This window comes from Streptomyces sp. NPDC001832, from assembly GCF_040297265.1.
Lineage (GTDB): Bacteria > Actinomycetota > Actinomycetes > Streptomycetales > Streptomycetaceae > Streptomyces.
The window spans coordinates 63576-88280 of the sequence record NZ_JBEOYU010000022.1; the positions used below are offsets into that span (position 1 = coordinate 63576).

Sequence of the window (24705 nt, forward strand, 5' to 3'; positions counted from 1 at the left end):
CGGAAGTACCGGAACACGCCCCGCAGGAACGGGAACACGCCCTGCAGCAACGGAAAGACCGGAACGCCCCCTGCTGGAACGGAAGGACCAGAACGCGCCTCCGCCGGAACCGGACAACCGGAACGGAACAAGCCGTACAAGGCTCGTCGAATAGCGGCAATTCGCGCTGTGTGTCGAAGCGGGGCGAATCGGGATCATCCTCCCGTTCAGGGATGGATGCGTCCTTCGCGGACCCTCGCGTCGGGCCGGTCGGAAGATGTGCCAGAGTTGCTACGTCCGGGCTTTGAGCACGTACCGTACGGCGAAACAAGCCGGACAGCCGGGACACCGGGAAGGGGCAGCTGGGTTGACCACGCACGCACCGCAGGCGACGCAGTCCGTGACACTGCCGGCCTCGCTCGACGAGGCCGTGGCGGCGCTGGGCGCCATGCCCGCCGCCGTTCCTGTGGCAGGCGGCACAGACCTGATGTCGGCCGTCAACAAGGGGCTGCTGCGCCCCTCGGGGCTGGTCGGCCTCGGCCGGATCAGCGAACTCCGCGGCTGGCACTACCAGGACGGCCACGCCCTGCTCGGCGCCGGCCTCACCCACGCACGCATGGGCCGGCCCGACTTCGCCGCCCTCATCCCCGCTCTGGCCGCGTCCGCGCGCGCCGCGGGCCCGCCCCAGATCCGTAACGCCGGAACGCTCGGCGGCAACATCGCCACCGCCGCCCCGACCGGTGACACCTTGCCGGTACTCGCCGCGCTGGAGGCCGAGCTCGTCGTCGCCGGCGCCGGCGGCGCCCGCCGCGAGATCCCGGTCTCGCACCTGCTGGCCGGCCGCGACATGCTCGAACCCGCCGAACTGATCGGCTACGTCCGGGTACCGCTCCTGCACGCCCCCCAGGTCTTCCTGAAGGCCACCGGCCGCACCGGCCCCGGCCGCGCCACCGCATCCATCGCGATCGTCCTCGACCCGGCCCGGCGCGGGGTGCGTTGCGCGGTCGGTGCCATCGCGCCGATGCCGCTGCGGCCGCTGGAGGCCGAACGCTGGATCGCCTCACTGATCGACTGGGACGGCGAACGGGGCCTGGCACCCGACGCGCTGGCCGCTTTCGGCGAGTACGTCGCCGCGGCCTGCATCCCGGACCAGGCACCGCCCGCCGACGGGGGAGAGGCACCACCGCTGCCCCCCGCTGTACTGCATCTGCGGCGGACCGTCGCCGCGCTGGCCCGACGCGCGCTGGGGAGGGCACTGTCGTGAGCAACGAGAACCGCAACGATCAGCACGGGCAGCGGGAGCTGCCGCAGCACGGGGGTTGGCAGCCGACGCCGCAGGGCGGTGAGTACGACGCCGAGGCGACGGCCTTCGTCCACCTGCCGCCGGAGGACCTGGCGAACATCCCGCTGGCCGCGCCCGGCCAGGGCTACGTACCGCCGATGATCCTGCCGCTGACCCCCGCGACCGGATTCGACCCGGCGGCCACGGGCAGCTGGGTCGTGCAGACGCAGAGCCAGCAGGAGCGGGGCGCGGGAGCGGAGCAGCCGGCGCCCGACGCGGTGCACTGGCCGGACCCGAATCAGCAGCAGCCGCAGTACGGGTACGAGTACCCGCAGCAGGAGCAGTACCGGGAGACGCCGGCCGCGACGGGCCAGTGGAACTTCACCGAGTCCACCGAGTTCGGCGGCCCCGCCGACCACAGTGGTCCGGCTGACCACATCGCTCCGGCTGACCACATCGCTTCGGCTGACCACATCGCTCCGGCCGATTACAGCAGCCAGGCCGGACCCAGTGGGCATGCCGATTACAGCGGTCAGTCCGATCACGGCGACCAGGCCGGTTACAGCGATCAGGCCGGGCCCAGTGGGCATGTCGACCCTGCGGGCCACACCGGCCAGTGGACGATCCCGGTCGCTGACGGTGACCTCCCGGAGGAGTCCGGCGAGTTCGCGGCCTCGGCTCTGGCCTCCCAGTGGTACGCGGCCCAGACCCCGCCGGCCACGCTGCCGGGCGGTGCGCCCGCTCCGTGGGCGACACAGCAGCCGATCGCGAACCCCGAGCCCGCCCCCGAGCCAGCCGTGGAGCAGCAGGTACCCGGAGCGGACATCGAGCCGGAACACGCGCCAGGAGCCGATTTCGCGCCTGCGGTGGGGCCCTCCGTGTACGTGGAATCGAACCAAGCCCCCGAGGCAGCACCGGAAACGGCTACCGAGGACGGCCCCGTATCCGTACCCACTGCCGGAGACACCCCCGCTCTCGGGGTGAACCTCGCACAGGTCCCGACCCCCGAAGCCGTCCCGACCCCCGAAGCCGTCCCGGCCCCCGACACCGTTCCGACCCCCGAAGCCGTCCCGGCCCCCGACACCGTTCCGACCCCCGAAGCCGCCCCGACCCCCGACGCCGCCCCGACCCCCGGCACAGCTCTGGCGGCCGACGCTCCGGCCGAGCACCCGGCGGGGGCAACGTCCGAGCACCACCCGGCAGAGCCACCGGCCGAAACGGCACCCGCCTCCGGGCCGGACACGGCACCCGGCTCCGAGCCGGCCACGGCACCCCGCTCCGAGCCGGCCACGGCGCCGGACGCACCACCACTGGACACCCCGCCGGAAGCCTCACCGCTCCCCAGCGAGCACCCCGCCGCCTCCTACGTCCTGCGCGTGAACGGCGCCGACCGCCCCGTCACCGACGCCTGGATCGGCGAGTCGCTCCTCTACGTGCTCCGCGAGCGCCTCGGTCTCGCCGGTGCCAAGGACGGCTGCTCGCAGGGCGAGTGCGGTGCCTGCAACGTCCAGGTGGACGGCCGTCTGGTCGCCTCCTGCCTGGTCCCCGCGGCAACCACGGCCGGCAGCGAGGTCCGTACCGTCGAGGGCCTGGCCGTGGAGGGCGAACCGTCGGACGTCCAGCGCGCCCTCGCCAAGTGCGGTGCCGTCCAGTGCGGCTTCTGCATCCCCGGCATGGCGATGACCGTCCACGACCTGCTGGAGGGCAACCACGCCCCCAGCGAACTGGAGACGCGCCAGGCGCTCTGCGGCAACCTCTGCCGCTGCTCCGGCTACCGGGGCGTCCTCGACGCCGTGAACGAGGTCGTCGCAGCCCGCGAGGCGATCACCGACCCCGCCCTGTCGGACTCCCCGGCCCCCGAGTCCGAAGAGGCCCGCATCCCGCACCAGGCGGCCCCCGGTGCCGGTAGTGTCCAGCCGCATCTGCAGGACGGAGGCATGGCGTGAGCAACGACGCAGCCACCGCTGCCAACGCGACCAGCACACGGATCACCACCCCGCCGGCCGGAGGCCCCGACACCGAGCCGCCCGCACTCGGGCTCGGAGTCTCCCTCCCGGCCGCCGACGCGCGTGCCAAGACCGAGGGCACCTTCCCGTACGCAGCCGACCTCTGGGCCGAGGGCCTGCTGTGGGCGGCCGTCCTCCGCTCACCGCACCCGCACGCCCGCATCCTGTCCATCGACACCTCGGGTGCCGTCGAGATGCCGGGGGTACAGGCCGTCATCACGCACGAGGACGTCCCCGGGGAGAGCGCGTACGGCCGCAGGGTCGTCGACCGCCCGGTCTTCGCCTCCGACCTGGTCCGCCACCACGGCGAGCCGATCGCCGCAGTCGCCGCCGACCACCCCGACACGGCGCGTCTCGCCGCTGCGGCCATTGCCGTCGAGTACGAGGTTCTCGAACCGGTCACCGACCCGGAGAAGGCCTTCGAGGCCGAGCCCCTGCACCCCGACGGCAATCTGATCCGTCATATCCCGCTGCGCTACGGCGACCCGGAGGCCACCGGCGAGATCGTCGTCGATGGCCTGTACCGCATAGGCCGTCAGGACCCGGCCCCCATCGGCGCGGAGGCCGGACTCGCCGTGCCCCGCTCCGACGGCGGCGTGGAGATCTACACCGCCTCCACCGACCCGCACACCGACCGCGATCTCGCCGCCGCCTGCTTCGGCCTAGAACCGGAACGCGTGAAGGTCGTCGTCACCGGCGTCCCCGGCGCGACCGGCGATCGCGAGGAACCCGGCTTCCAGCTCCCGCTGGGCCTGCTCGCTCTGCGCACCGGATGCCCCGTCAAACTGGCCGCCACCCGCGAGGAGTCCTTCCTCGGCCACGCCCACCGCCACCCGACGCTGCTCCGCTACCGCCACCACGCGGACGCCGAGGGCAGGCTGGTGAAGGTCGAGGCGCAGATCCTGCTCGACGCGGGCGCGTACGCCGATGCCTCGTCCGAGTCGCTGGCCGCGGCGGTCGCGTTCGCCTGTGGCCCGTACGTCGTCCCGCACGCCTTCATCGAGGGCTGGGCGGTCCGTACGAACAACCCGCCGTCCGGCCATGTACGCGGCGAGGGCGCCATGCAGGTCTGCGCGGCGTACGAGGGCCAGATGGACAAGCTGGCCGCCAAGCTCGGCATCGACCCGGCCGAACTGCGCCTGCGCAACGCCTTGTCCACCGGCGACATCCTTCCCACCGGCCAGACGGTGACCTGCCCGGCACCAGTAGCCGAACTCCTGCAGTCCGTAAGGGACTTCCCTCTCCCCGCACTCCCCAAGGACTCCCCGGAGGACGACTGGCTGCTCCCCGGCGGCCCGGAGGGCGCGGGCGAACCCGGTGCGGTGCGCCGAGGGGTCGGCTATGCGCTCGGCGTGGTCCACATGCTCGGCGCGGAGGGCGCCGACGAGGTCTCCACGGCCACGGTCAGGGTCCACGACGGCATCGCCACGGTCATCTGCGCGGCGGTCGAAACGGGCCAGGGCTTCTCGACCCTCGCCCGCCAGGTCGTCCAGGAGACCCTGGGCATCGAAGAGGTCCACGTAGCGGCCGTCGACACCGACCAGCCCCCGGCGGGCCCGGCCACGCACGGCCGCCACACCTGGGTCTCGGCCGGAGCGGTGGAACGCGCCGCCAAGATGGTCCGCACTCAGCTTCTCCAGCCCCTGGCCCACAAGTTCGGCATGTCCACGGAGCTGCTGCAGATCTCCGACGGCAAGATCACTTCGTACGACGGGGTGCTCTCCACGACCGTCACGGAAGAGATGCACGGCAAGGAACTCTGGGCCACCGCCCAGTGCCGCCCGCACCCGACCGAACCCCTGGACGAGTCCGGCCAGGGCGACGCCTTCGTCGGCCTCGCCTTCTGCGCGATCCGCGCGGTGGTGGACGTCGACATCGAACTCGGCTCCGTACGGGTCGTGGAGATGGCGGTCGCCCAGGACGTCGGCCGGGTCCTCAACCCGTCCCAGCTGGCGACCCGTATCGAGGCGGGCATCACCCAGGGCGTCGGCGCCGCCCTCACCGAGAACCTCCGCAGCGCCCGCGGCCTGATCCGCCACCCCGACCTCACCGGCTACGCGCTCCCGACCGCGATGGACGCACCGGACATTCGCATCGTCAAACTCATCGAAGAACGCGACGTGGTGGCCCCCTTCGGCGCCAAACCCGCGTCAGCCGTACCGGTGGTGACCTCCCCGGCAGCAGTGGCCGCGGCCGTGCGAGCGGCCACCGGCCGCCCCATCAACCGCCTACCGATTCGCCCCCAGGCGGCGGTGGCGGCCCCCAAGTCCTGAGCCCTGCACGGATGGCGTGATCCGGGTTGCGGATGCAACCCGGAGGTGCGCGCTGTCACCGCTGCTGGCTAGGGTGAACTCCGAGGCGGTAGGCGGCTGTTGCCGAACGGGGGAGGGCACTGTGGGGCAGCGCGATCCGGGGGCGGATTCTTCGGCGTATTCATTGGGTGTCTTGGGCGGCGTTGGTGCGATCGGCGCGGTGGCACCGCAGGCAGTTGGTGAACTGGTCACCGAGCTGTCGTCGTTCACGAAGTTCCGCGAACGCGTCGAGGAGATCCTGCGCGACCTCAAGGCGTCTCCGGCCGGGCCGGGGAAGGTCGGCGAAGACACGATGGGGCGCGAGCGGTTCGGCGGCGGCAAGGGCGAGTGGGCGGAGGCGGACATCCTCCACCGCTCGTACTCCGAGGTCATCAAGGAGTTGGAGCAACTATCCAAGCTGCTCTCGGATTCCATCGAGGGCCTGAGCATTGCCGTCCTCGCATCGCACAAGGGGTACGAACACGTCGATCTGGACGTTCGTCAGCGCATGCTTGCGATCCAGAGCAGCACGAACGCCCACCATGAGGCGGGGCAGGACGCGGCGGCAAAGCATACGTCAGGCGACACTGCCTACTGATGCTGACGATGATGTGCTCTGCACGCGGGTGACGGGACGGGGAGAGGGACGGCGTCATGGGTACGGATTTCGACAACAAGACTCACAAGGAGATGCTGGATTGGCTGGACCACGCCAACAGCGGCGCGATCCAGGCCGCGGCGGATCGTCTGATGAGCGCGGCGTCGGAAATCCATAAGATCGCCGAGGAGCTCAAAGTCCGTCCGCAGCGGGTGGAGTGGAAGGGCGAGGGGGCCAAAGCATTCCATACATGGAGCGCGGATCTGGCCAACGCGACGCTACGCCTGGGGGATTACAGCGAGGGCGCCTCGAAGTGCCTCGGTGAGGCGTCGAACGCGGTTGCGTTGGCGCAGGCATCGATTCCTCGGACGGAGGCGAGTGCGCAGGCGAATTTGGAGGCGGCTCTCGCCGCGAGGAACGATCCTGATGCGTCGGCGGTGGCGAAGAAGTCCGCAGAGACGTTGATTGCGTCGAGAGAGAAGAACCGCGAAGAGGCGGCCGCGCGGATGCGTAGCCTGTCGCAGACGTACACCCACTCGTCGGAGGGGATGACGTCTCTGGACAAGCCAGTGTTCCCGGCCATGCCGCAGGTGATCGCGCCGCCCGTCGTCCGGAAGCGTATCGGGGGAGAGGACGGGCACGTTGAGCCCGGGACCGGATACGGATCTGCCGCCAGCGGTACGGGGTACGCCACTGCGCAGGGACACGGCACCCGTGCCGCAGGTGGTGTTGCCGCGCCCTCGGGTGGTGCGGGCATCTCCCCACACACCGCGCTGCCCTCAGTCTCGACACCGGTGGACATGAGGATTGACGGAATAGCCGTGCTGCCAGATGCTCCGTCCGCTCCGGTCGCGAATCCAGTGGCGCCGCTGACCGGGCCCAGGCCCGACACCGTTCTTTCGCCGACAGTGGGCATCATTCCGCCCGTCCCTAATATCAGTCCCTCCGCACCACGCAGTACGAGTGGAGGGGGCAGAACGACAGGGATGCTACGTCCGCCGGTGTCTGCCCCAGGTGTGAGTCCGCTTGGCCCTGGGCCTGTAGGCCGTCCCGCCGGGCCCGACGGGATTACCGGTGGCCGTGTTGTGCCCCCGAGTTCAGGGCGTCCTGCGGTCGGTATTCCGCGTGGGACGGTCATCGGCAGCGAGAACGCCCACGGCACGGCACCCATCGGACGTGCCTCAGGCATGGGTGGTGGCATCGGTTCTGGGGTCCCCTCGAATGCAGCTGGCGGCGGTCGCCGTCTGGCCGGAGAGACGGGTGGCGTGGTCGGGGGACGTCAGCAGCAGGGCCGCACAGGTATGCGACCGTTCACGCCTGGAGGGTCAGGCTTGGTGAGAAGTGGTGCCTCGGGAGACTCGGAGCGCGGCACGGGCATGGCAGGACGGGGCGGAGGGATGGCCCCTCAAGGGTCCCCGACGCGTGGAACAAGGCATGACGAGGACGGCGAAAGGCCGTACTACCTGGTCGAAGACGATGAGACCTGGCAGCAGGGTGGCCGACGCGTTGTCCCGCCGGTCATCGACTGATCAACAGAGAACTCACGAAGGATTCGGATGCGCTTCAGGAGTAGGGGAATCGCGCGACGGCGAACCATGATGTCGGCCGCGTTGGGCCTGATGCTGGTGGGCGGCGCTGCCGTGCCTGCATTTGCCGACTCCACGCGTTCCATGCAGTGGCACCTTGATGCCATGAAGGCCGACGAAATGTGGAAGACGAGTACGGGCAAAGGCGTGATCGTTGCTGTGCTCGACAGCGGTGTGGACCCGGCGAATCCCGACCTTGTGGGACAGGTCCTCAAGGGAAAGGACCTGGAATCGGACGCCGAGGGTGATGAGCACACCGACTACGACGGCCACGGCACGAGCATGGCCGGACTGATCGCAGGGACAGGCCAGAGCAACGGAGGAAACGGCGCGTTCGGACTCGCGCCGGGAGCCAAGATTCTCCCGGTCCGTATGCCTGAGTCCGGCGTCGGGGCAAACCAGGCAATGGAGAACGAGGAGTTCAATAAGGTTGCTCCTGTTGCGATTCGGTATGCGGTCGATCGTGGTGCAAAAGTCATCAATATTTCCCTAGGTACATACGGAGGTTCGCAGGCGCTCACGGATGCCGTGAAGTACGCACTCGATAATGGGTCGTTGATCTTTGCTGCAGCGGGCAACAGCGGTAAAGGGGCCAACCTGCTCGAGTACCCCGCCGGAACGCCTGGGGTTGTCGGTGTCGGTGCCATCGACCAGGACGGGAAGAAGACCGCCGAGTCCCAGTATGGGCCGCAGATCGATTTCACGGCCCCGGGCATCGACATGGTCCACCCGTGCACAGGCGGAACTCAGTTGTGCAAGACCAGTGGAACCAGCGATGCCACCGCCATTGCTTCCGCCTCCGCTGCCCTCATTTGGTCCAAGCACCCGGACTGGACCAACAACCAGGTCCTCCGCGTCATGCTGAACACGGCCGGTACCCCGACCGGTGGTGCCAAGCGCAATGACTACGTGGGATACGGCGCGGTCCGTCCCCGCATTGCCCTCAAAACCCCAGGCGACCCCGGTCCGGCGGATGTGTACCCGCTCCCCGATCTCGCGGCGGCCGAGAGCCCCAGCCCCTCTGCCGAGCCTTCCAAAGCGACCGGGGGCTCAGAGGCCACTGACAAGCCAGCTGCTGCTTCTCCGGCAGCCGAGGACCAGAGCAACAACACCGCGCTCTGGATCGGCCTGGGCATCCTCGTGGCTGCTCTTGCCGGTGCCGTGGTGACCTTCGCCGTCATCCGCTCCCGCCGACGGCAGGCTGCGGACCCGGCCACGCCGCCGCATCAGCCGCCGTACGCCTATCAGCAGCCGCCGTACGCGCCCTACGTTCCGCCGCCGGGCGGCCCAGGAGCCGACTCGCCGTACGGTGGTGCTCCGAACCAGGGCGGCCCCACCAGGTGAACCCGTTCCGCCACGTCCGTGAGAGAGGCATGCCCTTCGGTATCGGGCGAAGGAAGTGGCACCAGGCGGTCCTTCCGGCCGCGATGGCGCTGCTGCTGGTCGACGCCTCGGCCACGACGGGATCTGCCGCGACCGTCCTGTCCCAGCAGTGGCATCTCGTTGCCATGCAGGCCGAGACGATGTGGCGTACGAGTACCGGCGAAGGCGTGACTGTCGCAGTCATCGACACCGGCGTACGCGAGGTGCCCGAGCTCGCGGGGCGGATCGTCGAAGGCAAGGACTTCACCGATGGCGTCGTGGGCGAGCACGACGAACGCGGAACCACGGCCGCCGCCGTGATTGCCGGCACGGGGAAGGGCGTCCATGGCAAGGACAGCGCATACGGGCTGGCGCCCGGCGCGAAGATTCTTCCCCTGAAGGTGTCGGACGGAAGCGAAGTCCCGGATTCACTGAGGCGATCTATAGCGATCAACAATGATCTCGCGCCCGCCATTCGCTATGCGGCGGATTCGGAGGCGAAGGTCATCACTATTTCCGTAGCCGCCCGTCAGGGCAGTGCGGTGGTGGCCGAGGCGGTGAAATACGCCCTGTCGATGGGCAAGTTGGTGTTTGCCGCAGTCGGTGACTCCGAAGTGGCGGAGGACCGAACTGCCATGCCGCCGTACCGCCGCCCACGGTGAGAGCTGCCCCTCCGAAGGCAAGCGTGGTCAGGAACCGGCGTCGGGTCCGGCCCGGATGCGAGGCTGAAACCGCTGCCGTGGGGACGATGCGGCGTACCTCCGCATGGTGCTGGTCGATCACTGCGCCCAGATGACCCTGTCGCCAGATGTTCCCCGTCCTGCGCGCGGGCGCGAAAGCGGCTGCGATCTGAGCGGGGTTCGGGCGCAGACCGACTTCCATGGCGAGGCAGGGGGCGCCCCACACCGCCAGCTCAGCGGGTATGTGTTGCCGTCCGGTGCGAGGATGCGCGCAGGTGCCGGCCTCACGGGCCTCGACGACATAGTCCTCGCCCTTCTCCTTGAGGAAGGCGACGATGCCCACCTCGGCCGCGGCTGCTGGCCCGGCGCAGCATTTGCACGGATCAGGCGGCACGTGGACGCTGCATGCACAGCGCAGCACTCCTGGCGCCTTCGCGCTGCGCAATGTCTCACTTGGTTAGTGCCGCAACGGCAGCAACAGCAGCAACCACCGCGGCGGCAGCAGAGACTGCTCCAATCCTCTCGTTACTCGACAACCGACTCCACCAAGATCCGGTAGGCACGTCTGAAGTCACCAACAGGAGAGGTCTCCGGGCTCGATCCCTGATCCACGCGATGAGACCACCCAGAGAAAGAAGGAAGAGGGCCAGCCCCCAAACATCCGGCAGCTTCACGTCCTTATCTGCTGAAAAGCCCAGAGAGGCCAAGATGGCCACGAGCAGGTACGCCAAGCCAAGGCCTAGAAGCCAAAACGCGGAGCCACCCTTCCTTGAGCCTGGGGTATAACCGCCGGTCTCTGGAACGATGTTTTTCAGTCGAGCGGCTTGACCCAGTACCCATCGTTCGTCGGATCCAGAGACATCGATCTCGGTCCGCTTCAGGTCTATGGAAATGCGCACACGAAACTCGTCGCCAGCAGCCGCTTCGAACTCCAAATTTGTCCAATTCTGACTAGCCGCAGGCCCCTGTGACTGCCTTACAAGATCAAGAAGCTCGGTCAGTGACGGCTGGCTATAGCGCGTGCTGCCGCGTTGAGTGGAGATAGCCACCTCAGCAGGAGGGACATCCTCCGACGCCACCGTGAACAGGTGATCGAGCATACTGCGTCCCCAACGGCAACCGTGAAAGACTATGCGTGGGGCGCTAGTTGTCTGTGCTGGTGGTGTCATACGTCCATCTTGGAGGACGGTGACGCCGGCCAAGAGTTCGCCGACCACCGTGTCCTGCTGATCAGTCTCCTGCGCAGCCCCCGAGAGCCGTCACGGCAGCCCATGAGCGGGGTCGTACAGGGTGTCGCAACGGGCGGCTCAGTTCGGGCCCCGTCGGCGATCCGGGCGTGCGCCAGACGCGCGACTTCGACTGTTCCGGCGAGGGCGTTGCATGCTACTGCCGACCCCTGATGTGACGTACGCCTCGTCTCTCGGGCGTGTTTCCTGACCTGCCGCTGTAACGATCGCTCCGTTCGGCCCACTACCCAATGACAGAACACACTCAAGAGGGTCAGGAGGTGCGGCAGTGCCCGACTACGACGCGGATCGTTTCACCGCCATCTACGACGGCTGTCGGCAACGCGTGTGGGCCTACGTGGTCAGCCGTGCGGGACGACAGGTCGCAGACGAGGTGGTCAACGAGACGTTCACCGTGGCCTGGCGCAAGCTGGACGACGTTCCCGAGCCGCCGCTGCCATGGCTGCTCGGGGTCGCCCGCAACATCCTGCGCGACAGCATCCGGGCGGAGGCCAGACGCGAGTCGCTCGCCGCCGAGCTGAGCTCCTGGGCGGAACCCGCCGAGGCGGACATCGCCGAGGAGGTATCCGAGCGAAGCGCGCTGCTCAAGGCGCTGGCCACGCTGCCGGAGGACGATCGGGAACTGCTGATCCTCTCCGCGTGGCAGGGACTGACCCCGGCACAGGCGGCCGGGGTGGTCGGCTGCTCGCCCATCACTCTGCGGGTCCGTCTGCACCGGGCACGCAAACGTCTCACCCAGGCCGCGTCGGTCTCCCCGCTTGTGGAGGAAGCCGCAGCCACGCGGCGCGTGTCCACCCGAGTCCGGATCACCGTAGGAAAGGAAGCCCGGTGAAGAACGACATCCTGCACCGTCTGACAGCCGCCCGCCCCGCCCACCTCGACCCCGCCCGCGCCACGCCGTCACCGGTCAGGGAAGAGGAGCTCGCAATGTTCACGAGCCGTCCGCGCGCGACGCGCACGGCTCGCACCACCGCCCGGCCGCGGAGGGTGGGCCGCTCTCTCGTCCCGGGTCTCGCGGTGGCCACCGCGACGGCGGTGGCGGCTCTGATGATCACCGACACCGTGCCGCTGAAGCCAGGACCCGCCCCCTCCGCGACGTCGGACTCCGGCAGCCGGATCCTTCTCGCCGCCGCCTCCCACGTCGAGCAGCAACCGGCCGGTTCCGGCACGTACTGGTACGTGGAGGAACGCCTCGGTTCCCCCCACAAGGTCCCCGGCAAGAACTACACCATCGATGCCCGCACCGAGCAGCGGTACTGGACGGCCGCCGCCAAGAACAAGCAGTGGTCGCAGTCCCTGGACCTGGGGGCCCGTCCGGCCACGAAAGCCGACGAGGCGGCATGGAAGGCGGACGGTTCCCCCACGTCGTGGAACCTGACAGGTGAGACCGTCACCTATGCCGGCAAGGGCGAGATCCAACACGACGCCCCCGGCGGAACCGCGGACATCGTCACGATGGGCGACATCCCCCTCCACCTCCTGGCCACGCTTCCCACCGATGAAAAGGCCCTCCGCAAGCGTCTGTTCGCCCTGGTCGACAAGGACTACAACGCCCCCAAGAAAGTCCTCGACCGGATCGTCGTCGACACAGCCGTCCAACTCGCCACGACCCTCCCGTCCCCCCCGGCACTGCGCGCTGCCGCCTACCGCCTCCTCGCCGCCGAACCCGGCGTGCGCTCCCTCGGCGACGTCAAGGACCACACCGGCCGCACCGGCTACGCCGTCGCTCTCCCCAGCCCCCACGAGCCCGCCGAACTCCGCCTGATCTTCGACAAGTCCACGGGCATGCCGCTCGGCACCGAGATGGTGGCCACCCGGGACGGTGACGGTGTCAGCAAGGGCGAGTTGCTGAACTACACGACGATCACGTCGATGAAGTGGACCGAGGAGGCCCCGCCGTTCGACACCGACACTGAGGACCCGGGCCCGGGCTGATCTACCCTCCGGACGAGGCGCCGGAACCCAAACCGGTTTGCTGAGGCTGTTCTCGCCCACCATCCCGGACCTCCTCCGGTACCAACTGTGCCATCACCAGCCCGTACAGCAGCTCCACGTCCACGAACTCCCCTTGCCGTGGTGCCCCGTACCGCCAGCTCAGCGGGTACGTGTTGCCGTCCGGTGCGGGGATGCCCACGTACTGGTCCCGGGCGGCCGGCCCGAAGCACCGGGCGCCCGGTGGCCAGTCGTACTCCTTGCTCGACCCGGGTGGGATCAGGAAGTACATCCACCGGCCGCCCGCGATCTCCCGCACGACCGGGCCCGGCTCGCCCTCGGTGAGGGTTCCGAGATGGTGCAGCACTGCCTCGCCCCGTACCCCCCGCAGCCGGATGGCATCGAAGTGAATGCCGGTCAGGTGAAGTTGGAGTCCGGCGGCGGGAACCCATTCGGGGAGTTTCTTGCTCGTCATGACCCCAAGGATTCCGGTGGCTGCGTAGCGTGACCAGGAGGACGCGGTCCACATCGACGGGATGTGGAGAGGGTGGTGGTGGCTGTGGGGACGAGTAGTGGTGAGCCGTCGCAGGTGCGGAGGCTCGTGGGGGACCTGATCCGTATCCATCGGGTGCGGGCCGGGCTCACGCAGAAGGAGGCTGCGGACAAGCTGTTGATTTCGGAGTCGCTGATGGGGGCGGTCAAGCGGGCGGAGCGCATTCCGTCGCTGGAGCTGCTGGCCGACGCGGACCGGGTCTTCGTCGCGGGCGGTGCGCTGAAGGCGTGCACCGAGCTGATCGACGCGGAGAAGTATCCGGCGAAGTTCCTGGACTGGGCGCGGCTGGAGCGGCAGGCGCGGGTTATCAGCGCGTACGAGACGATGCTGATCCCGGGGCTGCTCCAGACGGAGGCGTATGCGTACGCCCTGTACCGGGCACGCAAACCGGCCTACACCGAGGACGAGATCGTCCGTCACGTCGAGGCGCGACTGGAACGGCAGGCGGTGCTGACGCGCACACCGCCGCCGTACGTCGGGTTCGTCATCGAGGAGTCGATCCTGGATCGGACGCTCGGTGGCGCTGAGGTGCTGAAGGAGCAGCTGCTGCATCTGCTGGAGTGCATGCGGCGGATGAACCACCTCACCGTGCAGGTGATGCCTTCGGAGCAGCACACCCACGCGGGGTTGATGGGGCCCATGCAGTTGATGTGCACGGCGGAAGGGCGCAATTTGGTGTACGTGGAGGCACAGGGCGGCGGTAGGTTGATTGCCAGGCCGGAGCAGGTGGTTGACATGTTCGACCTCTTCGGCATCCTGCGGGCCCAGGCGCTCAATCCCTGGAAGTCGGCGGAGATCATCGAAACGAAGGCGAGGCAACTGTGACCACCGGGCCCGAGCTCTCCTGGTTCAAGTCCAGCTACAGCAACAACGAGGGCGGCGCCTGCGTCGAAGTCGCCTACGACTGGCGCAAGTCCAGCTACAGCGGCAACGAGGGCGAAGCCTGCGTGGAGGTGGCCGCTTGCCCCCACACCGTCCATGTCCGGGACTCGAAGGTCACCGACGGTCCCACCTTCGCCGTCGCCCCTGCCGCGTGGATCGCCTTCCTCACGGGTGCAGTCGCGGGCTGATCGTGAACGTGTTGCGAGCTGCTGATCCCGGCCCCGCCGTCGTCCTCATCACCGGCGTGATGGCCTCCGGGAAGTCCACCGTTGCCCAGGCCCTTGCCGAGCGGCTGCCGCGGGCGGTGCATGTGCGGGGGGATGTTTTCCGGCGGATGGTGGTGTCCGGGCAGGCCGAGATGGTGCCGGAAGCGTACGAGGAGGCCGTCGCCCAACTCCGGCTCCGTTACAGGCTGTCCGCGATGACGGCCGATGCGTACGCGAACGAGGGCTGGACCGCCGTGGTGCAGGACGTGGTGCTGGGGGAGGAGTTGGCCGGGTACGTCGAGCTCGTGCGGACGCAGCCGCTGTACGTCGTCGTGCTCGCCCCCGAGCCGCAGGCCGTTGCCGAGCGGGAGGCCGGGCGGGGCAAGAGCGGTTACGGGGCCGGGTGGACGGTCGAGTCGCTGGACCGGGTGCTGCGGGAGGAGACGCCGCGGATCGGGCTCTGGCTGGACACGACCGGGCAGAGCGTGGAGCAGACGGTCGATGCGGTGCTTGCGGGGCTCGAAGGCGCGCGGGTGGTGGGTGCGTCGGAGTCGGACTGAGGTCCTGCTTGATGCGGCGAATGCGCTGACGGCCGGTGATTCGCCGGGGGTTCGGTGCTTCGGATGTGCATAACACCCGGAGCATGCGGCTGCCGCTGGACAGGTTCGACACGGCCTAGTGCTACAGCCGAGTGCTTCTCCACTCCGACGAAGCGCTCTTCCGTAGGCCGCCCATCGCGCCGACGTACAGCGGGGACCGTGGACGACGACTGCCCCCGCTGACGCCGGTCCTACGCCTTGCAGCCGTACCGCTTGACGAGATTGGTGGCGGCTTCTCGCACCACGGTCGCGCTGTTGCGGATCGCGGTGTCCCGGTCGACGAGGCTCTTCTTCTCCTCCTGCGAGGGCGCCTTGAGCGTCACCATGATGTACGGGGAGGTCGAACCCATGCGGGCGGCGCAGCCGGCGGGCAGCGTGACTCTGGCTTCGTCGGGGAGGACCCAGCCGGTGAATCCGAGGCCGAGGGGGACGGAGTCCTTCCGGGGGCCGGGGTCGCTCCGGAAGTCCTCGATGATCAGTTGGTAAATCCCGCGGGGATAGTCGCTATCTCGATTGGCGCGCATCACCTGGCACGTCTTGAACACCGTGAGGTCGCCCTTGCCCTTGCTCTCCCACTCCTCCGTGCTGACCTCGCCCCCCTTGCCGTCGTCGATCAGTTCCGCCGTCTGCCGGCTAAGCGCCCCGTAACACAGGCTCTGCGGCAGCGGCGGCTTCTCCTTGGCGTCAGGCCAGAGGCTCGCCGTCACGACGGCCACTCCAGCGACGCCGAGCATGACGGTCAGGGGCAGCCACTTCTTGTCCATCGATCACTGTCCCATCGCCTTGTCCGCGTCCCCCATGCCGTTCCCGTACCACTGCTCGGCGATCGCCTGAAGGTGGTCCTCGTACTCGCCAGGAGTCGCGTCTAGTTCCTTCTCCGTGAGCCCGCGATACGTCGCCATCCCGCGCAACATGCCGTACATCTCCTTCTGACCGTAGTCGTAGTGCTTGATCATGTTGTTGCGGGTCTCGGCGTCGACCCTGGCGTTGTCGGTGTTCACGTGCTCGTTCAGACCCCAGTCCACCGCGCGCTGGACCCCGTCGCCGACGATCGGGATGGGAGTCAGCAGCCCACCGTAGATGTGGTAGTTGACCATCCGCTTCCAGTTGTTTGCGTCCTTCTCCGCCTGCCCCAGGTCGTAGATGACATCGCCACGCACGCCGTCGAGGTGCCCGAGCACTGAAGCGGACTGCTTGACCCAGGCACGCAGCTCCTCGTCCCCCTTGCGGAAGGACTCCGCGGGGAAGCGGTCGAGCCCCGCACTTGAGACCACGGTCTGCGAGGCGTGGATGGCCTTGTACGCGTTGGGGTCCTCGGCAGTGGCGCGGATGATCCGGGTGAGGTCGCCGCGGTCGATCTCGAGCTGGTTGAAGTCGGTCGGCCCGTCCATCTTCTTGCCGAGGATCTGGTGCACGTCGGAGCCGTAGTCGGCGATCATGTCGGCCATTGGCAGCCGCATGGACACGGGGACGGCGCCCTGGTCCGTCCTGAGTTCCTTCGTGTACTCGCTCATCACCCGCTCGAAGATCGCGGTCTCGGCGCCGTCGTGGTGAGCGGGCACCGGGTGCATCGGCGAGCCGGGTACGCGGCCGGTGGCCGCGGCCTCGAGCGCGAGGCCGAACTCGGCGCGGGCCGAGGTGTACTGGGTCTCCGTCGGCATCTTGCTCTCGACGTCGCCGCCCGGCCACTCCCGGTCGTCCAGGAAGTACTTGAGGTTGTCGGTGGTGTTCGGGTCGAAGTAGTGGGTGGAGGCGGACGGGTTGCGGCTCATGGCGTTCAGCAGGCCCTTCATCGGGTCCTCCTGCGTGCCCTGCCAGTTCTTCATGACGCCGTCGTAGGCGTCGTCGTTGTTCGTCTCCCACTCACGGATGGTGTCGCCGACCTCCGTCAGGAAGGCCTCGCTGTAGACCGGGTCGCCCTCGTCCTTCTTCCAGGGCGAGGATTTCTCCTTGGGGTCCTTGTTCGGGTCGTACACGGCGTCGTTGCCAGCGTCGGCGGCCATCAGATGAGTGAGGGCGTTCAAGCCCGCGGCCCCGCCCTTGAGCGCCCCGGGGTGCCGGTCGGGCAGGTCGTTGCCGTCGCGGGCCATGGTGATGAGCCGGTCGGTCCAGGCGGAGGTGACGCCGCCGGGCGAACCGATCGCGGAGTCGGGGCCGGTGGCGGTGGCGAGGCTGCCGGACAGGGCCTTGTACAGGCGTGCGTCGGTGGTGGAGACCTGGCCGTCACGGCCGCCGCCCTCCAAGCTGCTCGCGAGCAGCAGCACCGCCTCCTGGTCCTCGCGGCCGTTGTAGCTGAGGTGCTGCATGAGCTCGGCGGAGAACGCCGGCGAGTCCTTCCCGCCCTCGACGAGCGTGAGAAGCTGCTCGCGCTCCTTGCCGTCGAGGTAGTCCCACCGGGCGTAGAGCTTGGCAGCCTCGCGGCCGTTCTCCGTCTGCTGCTTCTCCTCGGCGCGCATCTTCTTGGCATCGGCGACACCGCTGAGGTCGGTGCTGCCGAAGTCGTTGGGATGGTTCCGGATCAGCGCGCGCAGACCCCAGGCACAGAGCTCGTCGGCCTCGTTGGCGCGCTGCAGGATGCCCTCGAGCTTGCTGCGCAGCGCGTCGAACTGCGCTTCGGTGGCGATGGGTTCGGTGCTGTCCTCGGACCGGCGGTCGGGGTGGACGCGGTGGCTGAGGACGCCGTCGGGGTAGATGGTGATGCCCGGTGGCGGGTTCTCGTAGGCGTCCTTGAGGTCGTCATGGGCGGACTTGAGGAGGGCGTGGGCGTCCTTGAGGAGGTCGCGTACGGACTCGGCCTCGATGACGGCGTCGCTGAACTCCTTGGCGGTCTTGGTGACGAACTCCTTGGTGACGGTGGCGTTCTCCCCCTTCCAGGTGGACTTGTCGGCCTTGGTCTTCATGGCCGATGCGTCGGTCTGGAGGGTGGTCAGCTTGCCGATCAACTCGGTCCACTGGGTGACCGCGGTGTCGAGGGGGCCGAGTCTGGCGTTGAGGAGCTGCTCGAAGGTGGGCATGGCGGCGGTTCCTTACCGGAAGTACTCGTTGATCCGGGAGGCGGGCACGGACGCGTCGGCCCCGGGGGCGACAGGCCCGACGATGCGCAGCTGCGCCTGGACCCAGTCGTCGTCGGCCTTGCTTGAGGCCTTCGTGTAGTCGAGGTGGTTGGAGATGTGCGCGCATGCTTGGAGGAGGGTCTTCACCTGCGTCTCCCAGGTCCGGTTCACCTCGGCGAGTGCCGCTCCGCTGTCGAAGCCGTCGCCCTTAAGGCTTGTGCCGGCGGTGTCGCTCGCCGCGCTCGCGTGCTTGCCGCTCGATTCCAGGCCGTTGAAGAGCCCATGGGCGGCGTGGCCGATGTCCCCCAGCTCGTCGTCCACGACCACGTAGTCGGCCGATCCCTTTGCCGGCGTCGAACCGCCGGTGCTGTCGGCCTGGTTCAGCCTCATAGCGGCGGCGGCCTTCGCCGCGGCCCACTCGTCTTCGAATGACATCGTCGACACCCCCGTGTCCTTGATCGGAAAACTGCCCCGCACGCCACGCTACCCACGTGATCAAAGATCGCCCATAGGTGATCGATCATACGTACGGGTTCTTCACAGGCGAGCGCTATTGCGCCTTGTTTACGCCAAGGGCCATGTCAGCGGTAGGGGAAGGGGGCACCACTGGGCTGCAAGGGGTGCCCCGGCTTTTTGATTCGCGCGCCTTCTCGTACTGGGAGACGTTGGGGTAGTTGCCCGCAGTGCGCGGCAGTTCCTGGCGGCGCAGGAGCTCGCCGCTGATGGCGTCGCTCATGCGGTCCACGAGGGTCAGTTCGTCGGCGAGGTTGGTGATGACGGCCGACACATGTGGCAGGTCCGACATTCCGGCGAAGGTGGCACCGCCCTTGAAGTCGGCCAGGACGAAGTTCAGGGTCTCCGACGAGTGCGTGACGGCGAGGCCGAGGACCAGTGTGCGCAGCAGTTCCGACTTGCCGGAGCCGGTGGCGCCGAGCGGCCCACCGCCTCGTCCTGCAACAGGGCTTCCAGCTCGCCGGCGCCGCGCGCGGGTGACCGGAGCTGGTTGAGGCCGGGGTCGACGTATCCGTCAGTCGCGACCAGCAGTGCGATCCAGCGTCCCCGCCATCGCTGCCTCCCGGCTTCCCGCTGCCGCCGTCTGCGCTGCCCCCTGCGGTGATCCGTGAGGCCACGACGTCGACCAGCTTGTTCTGGTCCTTCGCCGAGAGCGCCTGGAACGTGCCCTTGTTGCCGTCGAACTCCCGTTCCACGAAACGGGCCTTGGAGCGCTGCAGTTACGCCACCAGGACGCTGCTCATGGACTTCAGCGCCGCAGCCGAGAAGGCGCCGCTGACCACGAGGGCGCGGATTTCGTACCCGGAGGAGGCCATCGACCCGGCTGGTGCGGGAGCCTGCCTGCGCTCCACATGGAACAGGCTGAGCGTTCACAAGTCCCGGTACAGGACGCTATTGGCACTCCACTTGCTCATCGGATGCCGCGAATCCGGCATCCACTCGGAGCACCAGCTTGTACACCATGCCTCCCCGGCAACGCAGTTCACCGTCGACGGTTGATCGTATAGCGAGGCAGGCGGGCCGTACGGGTCACTCGCGGGCTACGTCCCTGCGTGCGAGGCCACGATGCGAGCGGGACCAGGTCCCGGGGACGGCCGGAAAGCTCCGGCCGCGCCCCAGGACCTGGTCGAACTGCGCGTCATGCGCGGGATGGTCAGCGCACGCCCACCGCGCGGATGAGCTCCTGCTTCACCGAGCCGCCCCGGTCGTCGCTCGCGCCCGCCCGCAGCGAGACGAACTTCGCGATGTCCGGGACGCGCAGCTCACCGTTCCAGGAGGCGTCGCTGGACGAGCTCAGTGCGACGTTCGTCCAGGTCGCCCCCTCGTCGTAGGAGACCTCCAGGGAGCCGCCGCCGAGGACACCGGTGTCCTGCGCGCCCTTCACGTACTCGGCGTAGATCCGTACGGGCACCCGGCTGCCGCCCCGGACGTCGCCGACGAGGTCGGTGTCGAGGTCGAAGCCGAGGTTGATCAGCGGCAAATAAATGTACCGGTCGGCCGGGGTCTCCTTGGAGCGGATGGTCCACTCCGAGTGGCCCTTGGTGGCGAGCCGCCAGCGGTCCGGGTCGAGCGTGGTGTCGGTGACGACCTTGTAGGTGGCCTCCTCCGCGGGAGCCGGCCGGGCGTAGGCGCCGGAACTCTTCCTGCGGTCGACCCGCTCGCCGTTGACGTACACCTCGGTGTACTGGCTCATCGTCGGGTCGTTGTACACGTCGCCGAAGCCGGTGTGGTCCGGTCCGGAGTCGCCCCAGCCGGGCGTGTTGAAGCGCAGTTCGCTGCCGGCGCGCTGCTGACCCCAGCCGAGGCCGGTGCCGAGCCACGGGTGCCAGACCGGCTTGAACCACTCCAGCTCGACCTTGCTGCCGCCCCGGTAGGACGGGGTACCGCCGCGCTCCTCGAGCGAGCGCACCCCCAGGTCGACGGACTCGTGCCAGCGCTGGCCGGTGCCGGTGGAGACGTACTCGGTGCGCTCGGTCGGGAAGACGATCCGCTCCTTGAAGCCGAAGCCGTACCGGAAGGTGTCGGTGAGCGAGAAGCGGAACTCGCCGCCGCTCTCCTTCTTGGCCGTCGGCATGTAGTACTTCGAGTGGATCGTGGCGAGGTCGTCCTTGCCGGGCTGGAAGACGAGGTCCGTGCCGATGGCGCCGGGGTGCCCCTCGGAGAGGTCGTAGGTGTAGGGGGTGAAGGGGGTGCCCGTCAGGTCGAGTGTCTTCCCGCGGGCCGCGGCGGACGCGATCGTGGCGGCGTCGGCCGCGTTCACGGTGGCGATGGCGAGCGGCCGGTCCTCGCGGTCGGCGGTGCCGAACCACGCCATCAGCCGGCCGGGCTTGTCGTCGGTGACGAACAGGGCCTTGGCGCCCGCGTCCTGGGCGGTCTGGGCGAGCTGCGCGGGGTCGGTGCCCTCGGTGCGGCGGACCAGGACCGCCTTGCCGGTGACGTCCTTGCCGGCGTACTCCGCGGCGGTGCCGGTGCCCGCGTCGACGACGCCGAGACGGTGACGGCCGTCGAGGAGGGTGCCGCCACGCTGCGGGGTGACGTCGGAGAGCGGGACGCCGCCCGTGGCGACCTCCAGCATCGGCTTGCCGAGCCGCCAGACCGTCCGGTACTCGAAGGTGCCGGTGGCGGGCTTGGTGGTGGGCGCGGCGAAGACCGAGTCGTACTTCGGCAGGACCAGGACGCCGCCGCCGAAGGAGGCCCCGTTGGCCTTGCGGTCGAACTCCATCAGGAGCTGCCGGGTCTCGGTGCGCTTGTTGACCTCGGCGCGTATCTCACGCAGTTGGCGCCCGTCGAGGGTGATCTCGCGGTCGCGGTCGAGGACGATCTCCGGATCGGTGAGGAAGCCGAGGCCGAGGGAGTCCTTGCCGTGCGAGCCGCGGACGTCGAGGAAGGTGTCGACGGTGTACGTGCCGGGCCTCAGGCGTAGTTGGACGGTGCCGGACTCACCGACGGCCGCCGGGAACGGGTCTTCGTTCGCTACCAGGTGTTGTACCCCGAGCCAGGCGGGGGTGGGGGCGCCGTCGCGGTCCTTGACATGGACGGTGAGGTTGTAGCGCTCTTCCTCCTTGACCAGGCCGAGCGCGGTGTGCGTGACGGGCGTGCCACCGGAGGTGGCGGTGATGCGGCCGGAGGTGGTGCCGACGGGGGCCTTGGCGCCGTCGCCGGTGACGGTGGTCTGCGCGGTGCCGTGGGCCGGGACGGTGAGGGTGCTGTCGGCGAGGGTGGTGGTGCCCTGCGGCATGCCCTCGACGGCCAGGTTCAGCTCGACGGGCGCGTCGGAGGAGTTGGTGTACGTGACGGTCTTCGTCACGGGCTTGTTCTTCTCGTAAGGCCAGGAGTAGAAGCCCAGGTCGGCGGAGCCGGTGGCGGTGACGTTCGCGGAGATCGCGGCGGCTACGTCGACCCGGCCCGCGCCGAGGTCGTACGAGGACGCGGTGAGCGTCTTGGAGCTGGACATGAGGGCGTTCTTGAGCTGGGCGCCGGTCCAGTCGGGGTGCTGTTCGGCGAGGAGCGCGGCGACGCCCGCGACGTGTGGGGTCGCCATCGACGTACCGCTCTTGGTGGTGTAGAGGCCGCTGCCGCTGGTGAGTTGGGAGCGGGCGGCGAGGATGTTGACACCGGGGGCGGAGATGTCGGGCTTGAGGGCCTGGTCGCCGTAGCGGGGGCCCTTGCTGGTGAAGGCGGCGGCGCGGTCGGCGGAGTCGACGGCGCCGACGGTGAGCGCGGCGTCGGCGGCGCCGGGTGAGCCGATGGAGCCCGGGGCGCCGGCGTTGCCGGCGGCGATGACGAAGAGGGCGCCGGTCTCGGCGGAGAGGGTGTTCACCGCCTGCGCCATGGGGTCGGTGCCGTCGCTGGCCTCGCTGGAGCCGAGGCTCATCGAGACGATCTTCGCGTCGATGTCCTGGGCGGCCCACTCCATGCCGGCGATGATCTGCGACTCGCTGCCGGTGCCCTGGTCGTTGAGGACCTTGCCGACGGCGAGGGTGGCGCCGGGGGCGACGCCCTGCTCCTTGCCTTCGGAGCCCGCGCCGCTGCCGCCGACGGTGGAAGTGACATGGGTGCCGTGGCCTTGGCGGTCGGCGACCTCCTGGCCCTCGATGAAGGACCGGCTCTCGGTGACCCGTCCGTTGAGGTCGGGGTGGGTGAGGTCGGCGCCGGTGTCGAGTACGGCGACCTTGACGCCCTTGCCGGTCAGGCCGGCCTCCCAGGCCTTGGGGGTGCCGATCTGGGCGTTGGAGTCGGCCATGTCGGCCTTGACCCGGGCGTCGAGCCAGACCTTCATGGCACCGGCCGAGCGGGCGCCGGGGCGGGCGGAGTCGGTGAACTCGCGCCAGAAGGCGGCTGGTTCGGTGGCTCGTACGGCCGCGCCGCCGATGCTGGGCAGGGCCCGGACGGTCTTGGTGCCGCGCGGGGCGGCGGCGGTGCGGGCGCCCTTGCCGTGCGTCACGATCAGCGGTAGATCGCCGGTGATGCCCTGCTCGACGAGGCCGGTGACGTCGAAGAGCCGCCGGTCGAGGACACCGGCCGCCAGGTAGGGGCGGGCCTCGTCGGGTATGACGGTGATCCTGCCGTTCACGGTCTCGTTGCGGACGGCCCCGGTGGCGCCCTTGGCCCGGTCGACGGTGACGGTCTTCTGGCCGCCGTCGAGATCGGTGAGGGTGACGCGGTCACCGGTGATGAGGGTGACGGTGGTGCTCGCGCCCTGGGCCCCGGTGAAGGTGGCCGGTACGGACGCGGTGTCCGGGGCGGTGTCGGGCGCGGCAACGGTCTGCCCTGCCGAGAGCAGCACCAGGGAGAGCCCTGCGGCGAGCAGGGCGGCCCTTCCTCCTGCGGAAGGTCTGATCACGACGCACTCCTCGGACGCCCGGGGGAAGGGGTGGTTCCGGGCGCCGCGATGAGTCTGGGCCGTGGGGAGGGAGTTGATGCCTGTCGCGCGTGGCGGCTATGCGTCTGGCGGTCAACCGCCAATTGATGAAGCCCTGTTGACATCCGTATGCCGGTCAGGCGTCGCACCGAGTCGGACGGCGCGCGGATCGTGGGTGAGGTCGTTACGGGGCCGGGAGCGGTTACGGGGCCGGGTGGACGGTCGAGGCGTTGGACCGGGTGCTGCGGGAGGAGATGCCGCGGATCGGGCTCTGGCTGGACACGACCGGGCCGAGCGTGGAGCAGACGGTCGACATGGTCGTCGACATGGTCCTCGCGGGGCTGGGGCGGGTGCGGGCGGCAGGTGCGGCGGAGGCTGGTTGACGGGGCTGGAGGGGCTACGTGGGGGGTCGGAATGCCCCGTTTGGAATCCCTTCTTATAGTTGGTGCTGTAACGCACCACGAGGAGGAGTCAGCCGCATGAGCAACCTGTTCGTCATCGCCTACGACGATCTCGCTACCGCCGACCGGGTCCGGGACAAGCTGCTGTCCATGAACCGCGAGCACCTCGTCGAGTTGGAGGACATCGTCGTCGTTGAACGGCGTGAGAAGGACGGCAAGATCAAGCTGCATCAGGCCGTCAGCCACGTGGGTACTGGTGCCGCGGGCGGCGCGCTGTGGGGGAGCGTCATCGGGCTGCTCTTCCTCGTGCCGTTCCTCGGTGCCGCGGTGGGCGCCGCGGCCGGCGCCGCCGGAGGGTCCGCCGTCGACACCGGTGTCAACGACAACTTCATGAAGGAACTCAGCACCAATCTCCGGCCCGGCGCCGCCGCCGTCTTCGTGCTCGTCAAGAAGTCCGTCCGCGACAAGGTCGTCCCCGAGATCGTCAAGTTCGGCGGTCAGCTCGTGCAGACCTCGCTCAGCAACGAGGACGAGGCACACCTGCGGGAAATGATGAAGGAAGGGTTCAAGGAAGAGCCGAAGACCGCCTCCTGATCTCCGGACCGTACGAGAGAAGGGGGCCCCCCCGGGCCCGCGGCCGGGGGGTGGGCGGGGGGGGGTATTAGGCGGATGTA

The 24705-nt window shown here is 69.0% G+C and carries 21 protein-coding genes and 1 pseudogene; 13 read left to right on the forward strand and 9 right to left on the reverse strand.

Going from position 1 to position 24705, the window contains the following annotated elements; translation table 11 throughout:
• Positions 1-346 precede the first annotated feature (346 nt).
• From ABT115_RS18775 to ABT115_RS18790, 4 genes are all read left to right on the forward strand, one after another.
• Positions 347-1243, forward strand: a complete 897-nt coding sequence (locus tag ABT115_RS18775) for an FAD binding domain-containing protein (RefSeq protein WP_351790761.1) — start codon at positions 347-349, stop codon at positions 1241-1243.
• Positions 1240-3207, forward strand: a complete 1968-nt coding sequence (locus ABT115_RS18780) for a 2Fe-2S iron-sulfur cluster-binding protein (protein ID WP_351790764.1) — start codon at positions 1240-1242, stop codon at positions 3205-3207. Before ABT115_RS18775 ends, ABT115_RS18780 begins: the two co-directional genes overlap by 4 nt.
• A complete protein-coding gene (locus tag ABT115_RS18785) occupies positions 3204-5540 on the forward strand; it encodes a xanthine dehydrogenase family protein molybdopterin-binding subunit (protein ID WP_351790767.1) in 2337 nt (778 codons plus the stop codon). The genes ABT115_RS18780 and ABT115_RS18785 overlap by 4 nt, the downstream gene beginning before the upstream one ends.
• Before the next feature lie 199 nt (positions 5541-5739).
• Entirely contained in the window at positions 5740-6156 is a 417-nt protein-coding gene (locus tag ABT115_RS18790) for a DUF2563 family protein (RefSeq protein WP_351790770.1), read from the forward strand.
• Between the two features lie 292 nt (positions 6157-6448).
• On the opposite strand, the gene ABT115_RS18795 is transcribed toward ABT115_RS18790, so the two are convergent.
• A complete protein-coding gene (locus ABT115_RS18795; RefSeq protein ID WP_351790773.1) occupies positions 6449-6739 on the reverse strand; it encodes a hypothetical protein in 291 nt (96 codons plus the stop codon).
• A 973-nt stretch (positions 6740-7712) separates the two neighbouring features.
• Between ABT115_RS18795 and mycP the strand changes: the two genes are divergently transcribed.
• Positions 7713-9086 (forward strand): type VII secretion-associated serine protease mycosin, encoded by a 1374-nt coding sequence (mycP, locus tag ABT115_RS18800; RefSeq protein WP_502969120.1) that lies wholly within the window; start codon positions 7713-7715, stop codon positions 9084-9086.
• 83 nt (positions 9087-9169) lie between these two features.
• The gene (locus ABT115_RS18805) at positions 9170-9766 is read left to right on the forward strand and encodes a S8 family serine peptidase (RefSeq protein ID WP_351790778.1); all 597 of its coding nucleotides are present in this window, start codon (positions 9170-9172) and stop codon (positions 9764-9766) included.
• Positions 9767-10233: 467 nt separating this feature from the next.
• Here ABT115_RS18805 and ABT115_RS18810 read toward each other — a convergent pair whose 3' ends face one another.
• Positions 10234-10884: a hypothetical protein gene (locus ABT115_RS18810; protein ID WP_351790781.1), complete on the reverse strand. Its 651-nt coding sequence runs from the start codon at positions 10882-10884 to the stop codon at positions 10234-10236.
• A gap of 415 nt (positions 10885-11299) precedes the next feature.
• Between ABT115_RS18810 and ABT115_RS18815 the strand changes: the two genes are divergently transcribed.
• The gene (locus tag ABT115_RS18815) at positions 11300-11863 is read left to right on the forward strand and encodes an RNA polymerase sigma factor (RefSeq protein WP_351790784.1); all 564 of its coding nucleotides are present in this window, start codon (positions 11300-11302) and stop codon (positions 11861-11863) included.
• Positions 11860-12966 (forward strand): CU044_5270 family protein, encoded by a 1107-nt coding sequence (locus ABT115_RS18820; RefSeq protein WP_351790787.1) that lies wholly within the window; start codon positions 11860-11862, stop codon positions 12964-12966. Before ABT115_RS18815 ends, ABT115_RS18820 begins: the two co-directional genes overlap by 4 nt.
• Before the next feature lies 1 nt (position 12967).
• Here ABT115_RS18820 and ABT115_RS18825 read toward each other — a convergent pair whose 3' ends face one another.
• Positions 12968-13438, reverse strand: a complete 471-nt coding sequence (locus ABT115_RS18825) for a hypothetical protein (protein WP_351790790.1) — start codon at positions 13436-13438, stop codon at positions 12968-12970.
• 126 nt (positions 13439-13564) lie between these two features.
• Between ABT115_RS18825 and ABT115_RS18830 the strand changes: the two genes are divergently transcribed.
• From ABT115_RS18830 to ABT115_RS18840, 3 genes are read left to right on the forward strand one after another with little or no spacing between them, the layout of a single operon-like run.
• A complete protein-coding gene (locus ABT115_RS18830) occupies positions 13565-14341 on the forward strand; it encodes a helix-turn-helix domain-containing protein (RefSeq protein WP_351790793.1) in 777 nt (258 codons plus the stop codon).
• Complete coding sequence (locus ABT115_RS18835; RefSeq protein WP_351790796.1) at positions 14338-14586, forward strand: DUF397 domain-containing protein; 249 nt, start codon at positions 14338-14340, stop codon at positions 14584-14586. The genes ABT115_RS18830 and ABT115_RS18835 overlap by 4 nt, the downstream gene beginning before the upstream one ends.
• Before the next feature lie 11 nt (positions 14587-14597).
• A complete protein-coding gene (locus ABT115_RS18840; RefSeq protein ID WP_351790799.1) occupies positions 14598-15164 on the forward strand; it encodes an AAA family ATPase in 567 nt (188 codons plus the stop codon).
• A gap of 230 nt (positions 15165-15394) precedes the next feature.
• Here the strand turns inward: ABT115_RS18840 and ABT115_RS18845 are convergent, their stop codons facing one another.
• From ABT115_RS18845 to ABT115_RS18870, 6 genes and pseudogenes are all read right to left on the reverse strand, one after another.
• The gene (locus ABT115_RS18845) at positions 15395-15967 is read right to left on the reverse strand and encodes a hypothetical protein (protein ID WP_351790802.1); all 573 of its coding nucleotides are present in this window, start codon (positions 15965-15967) and stop codon (positions 15395-15397) included.
• Positions 15968-15970: 3 nt separating this feature from the next.
• Positions 15971-18217, reverse strand: coding sequence for a DUF6571 family protein (locus ABT115_RS18850; RefSeq protein WP_351790805.1), 2247 nt, complete (start codon positions 18215-18217; stop codon positions 15971-15973).
• Positions 18218-18229: 12 nt separating this feature from the next.
• Positions 18230-18691: a hypothetical protein gene (locus ABT115_RS18855; RefSeq protein WP_351790807.1), complete on the reverse strand. Its 462-nt coding sequence runs from the start codon at positions 18689-18691 to the stop codon at positions 18230-18232.
• 169 nt (positions 18692-18860) lie between these two features.
• Positions 18861-19223: pseudogene (locus ABT115_RS18860) on the reverse strand (FtsK/SpoIIIE domain-containing protein); the annotation flags it as partial.
• Between the two features lie 265 nt (positions 19224-19488).
• A complete protein-coding gene (locus ABT115_RS18865) occupies positions 19489-19620 on the reverse strand; it encodes a hypothetical protein (protein WP_351790810.1) in 132 nt (43 codons plus the stop codon).
• Positions 19621-19922: 302 nt separating this feature from the next.
• Positions 19923-23612, reverse strand: a complete 3690-nt coding sequence (locus ABT115_RS18870; protein ID WP_351790813.1) for a S8 family serine peptidase — start codon at positions 23610-23612, stop codon at positions 19923-19925.
• Positions 23613-23860: 248 nt separating this feature from the next.
• Between ABT115_RS18870 and ABT115_RS18875 the strand changes: the two genes are divergently transcribed.
• Both ABT115_RS18875 and ABT115_RS18880 read left to right on the forward strand, forming a co-directional pair.
• On the forward strand, positions 23861-24013 hold the full coding sequence (locus tag ABT115_RS18875; protein ID WP_351790815.1) for a hypothetical protein: 153 nt from the start codon (positions 23861-23863) through the stop codon (positions 24011-24013).
• Between the two features lie 96 nt (positions 24014-24109).
• Positions 24110-24625, forward strand: coding sequence for a DUF1269 domain-containing protein (locus ABT115_RS18880; RefSeq protein ID WP_351790817.1), 516 nt, complete (start codon positions 24110-24112; stop codon positions 24623-24625).
• Positions 24626-24705: the final 80 nt, after the last annotated feature.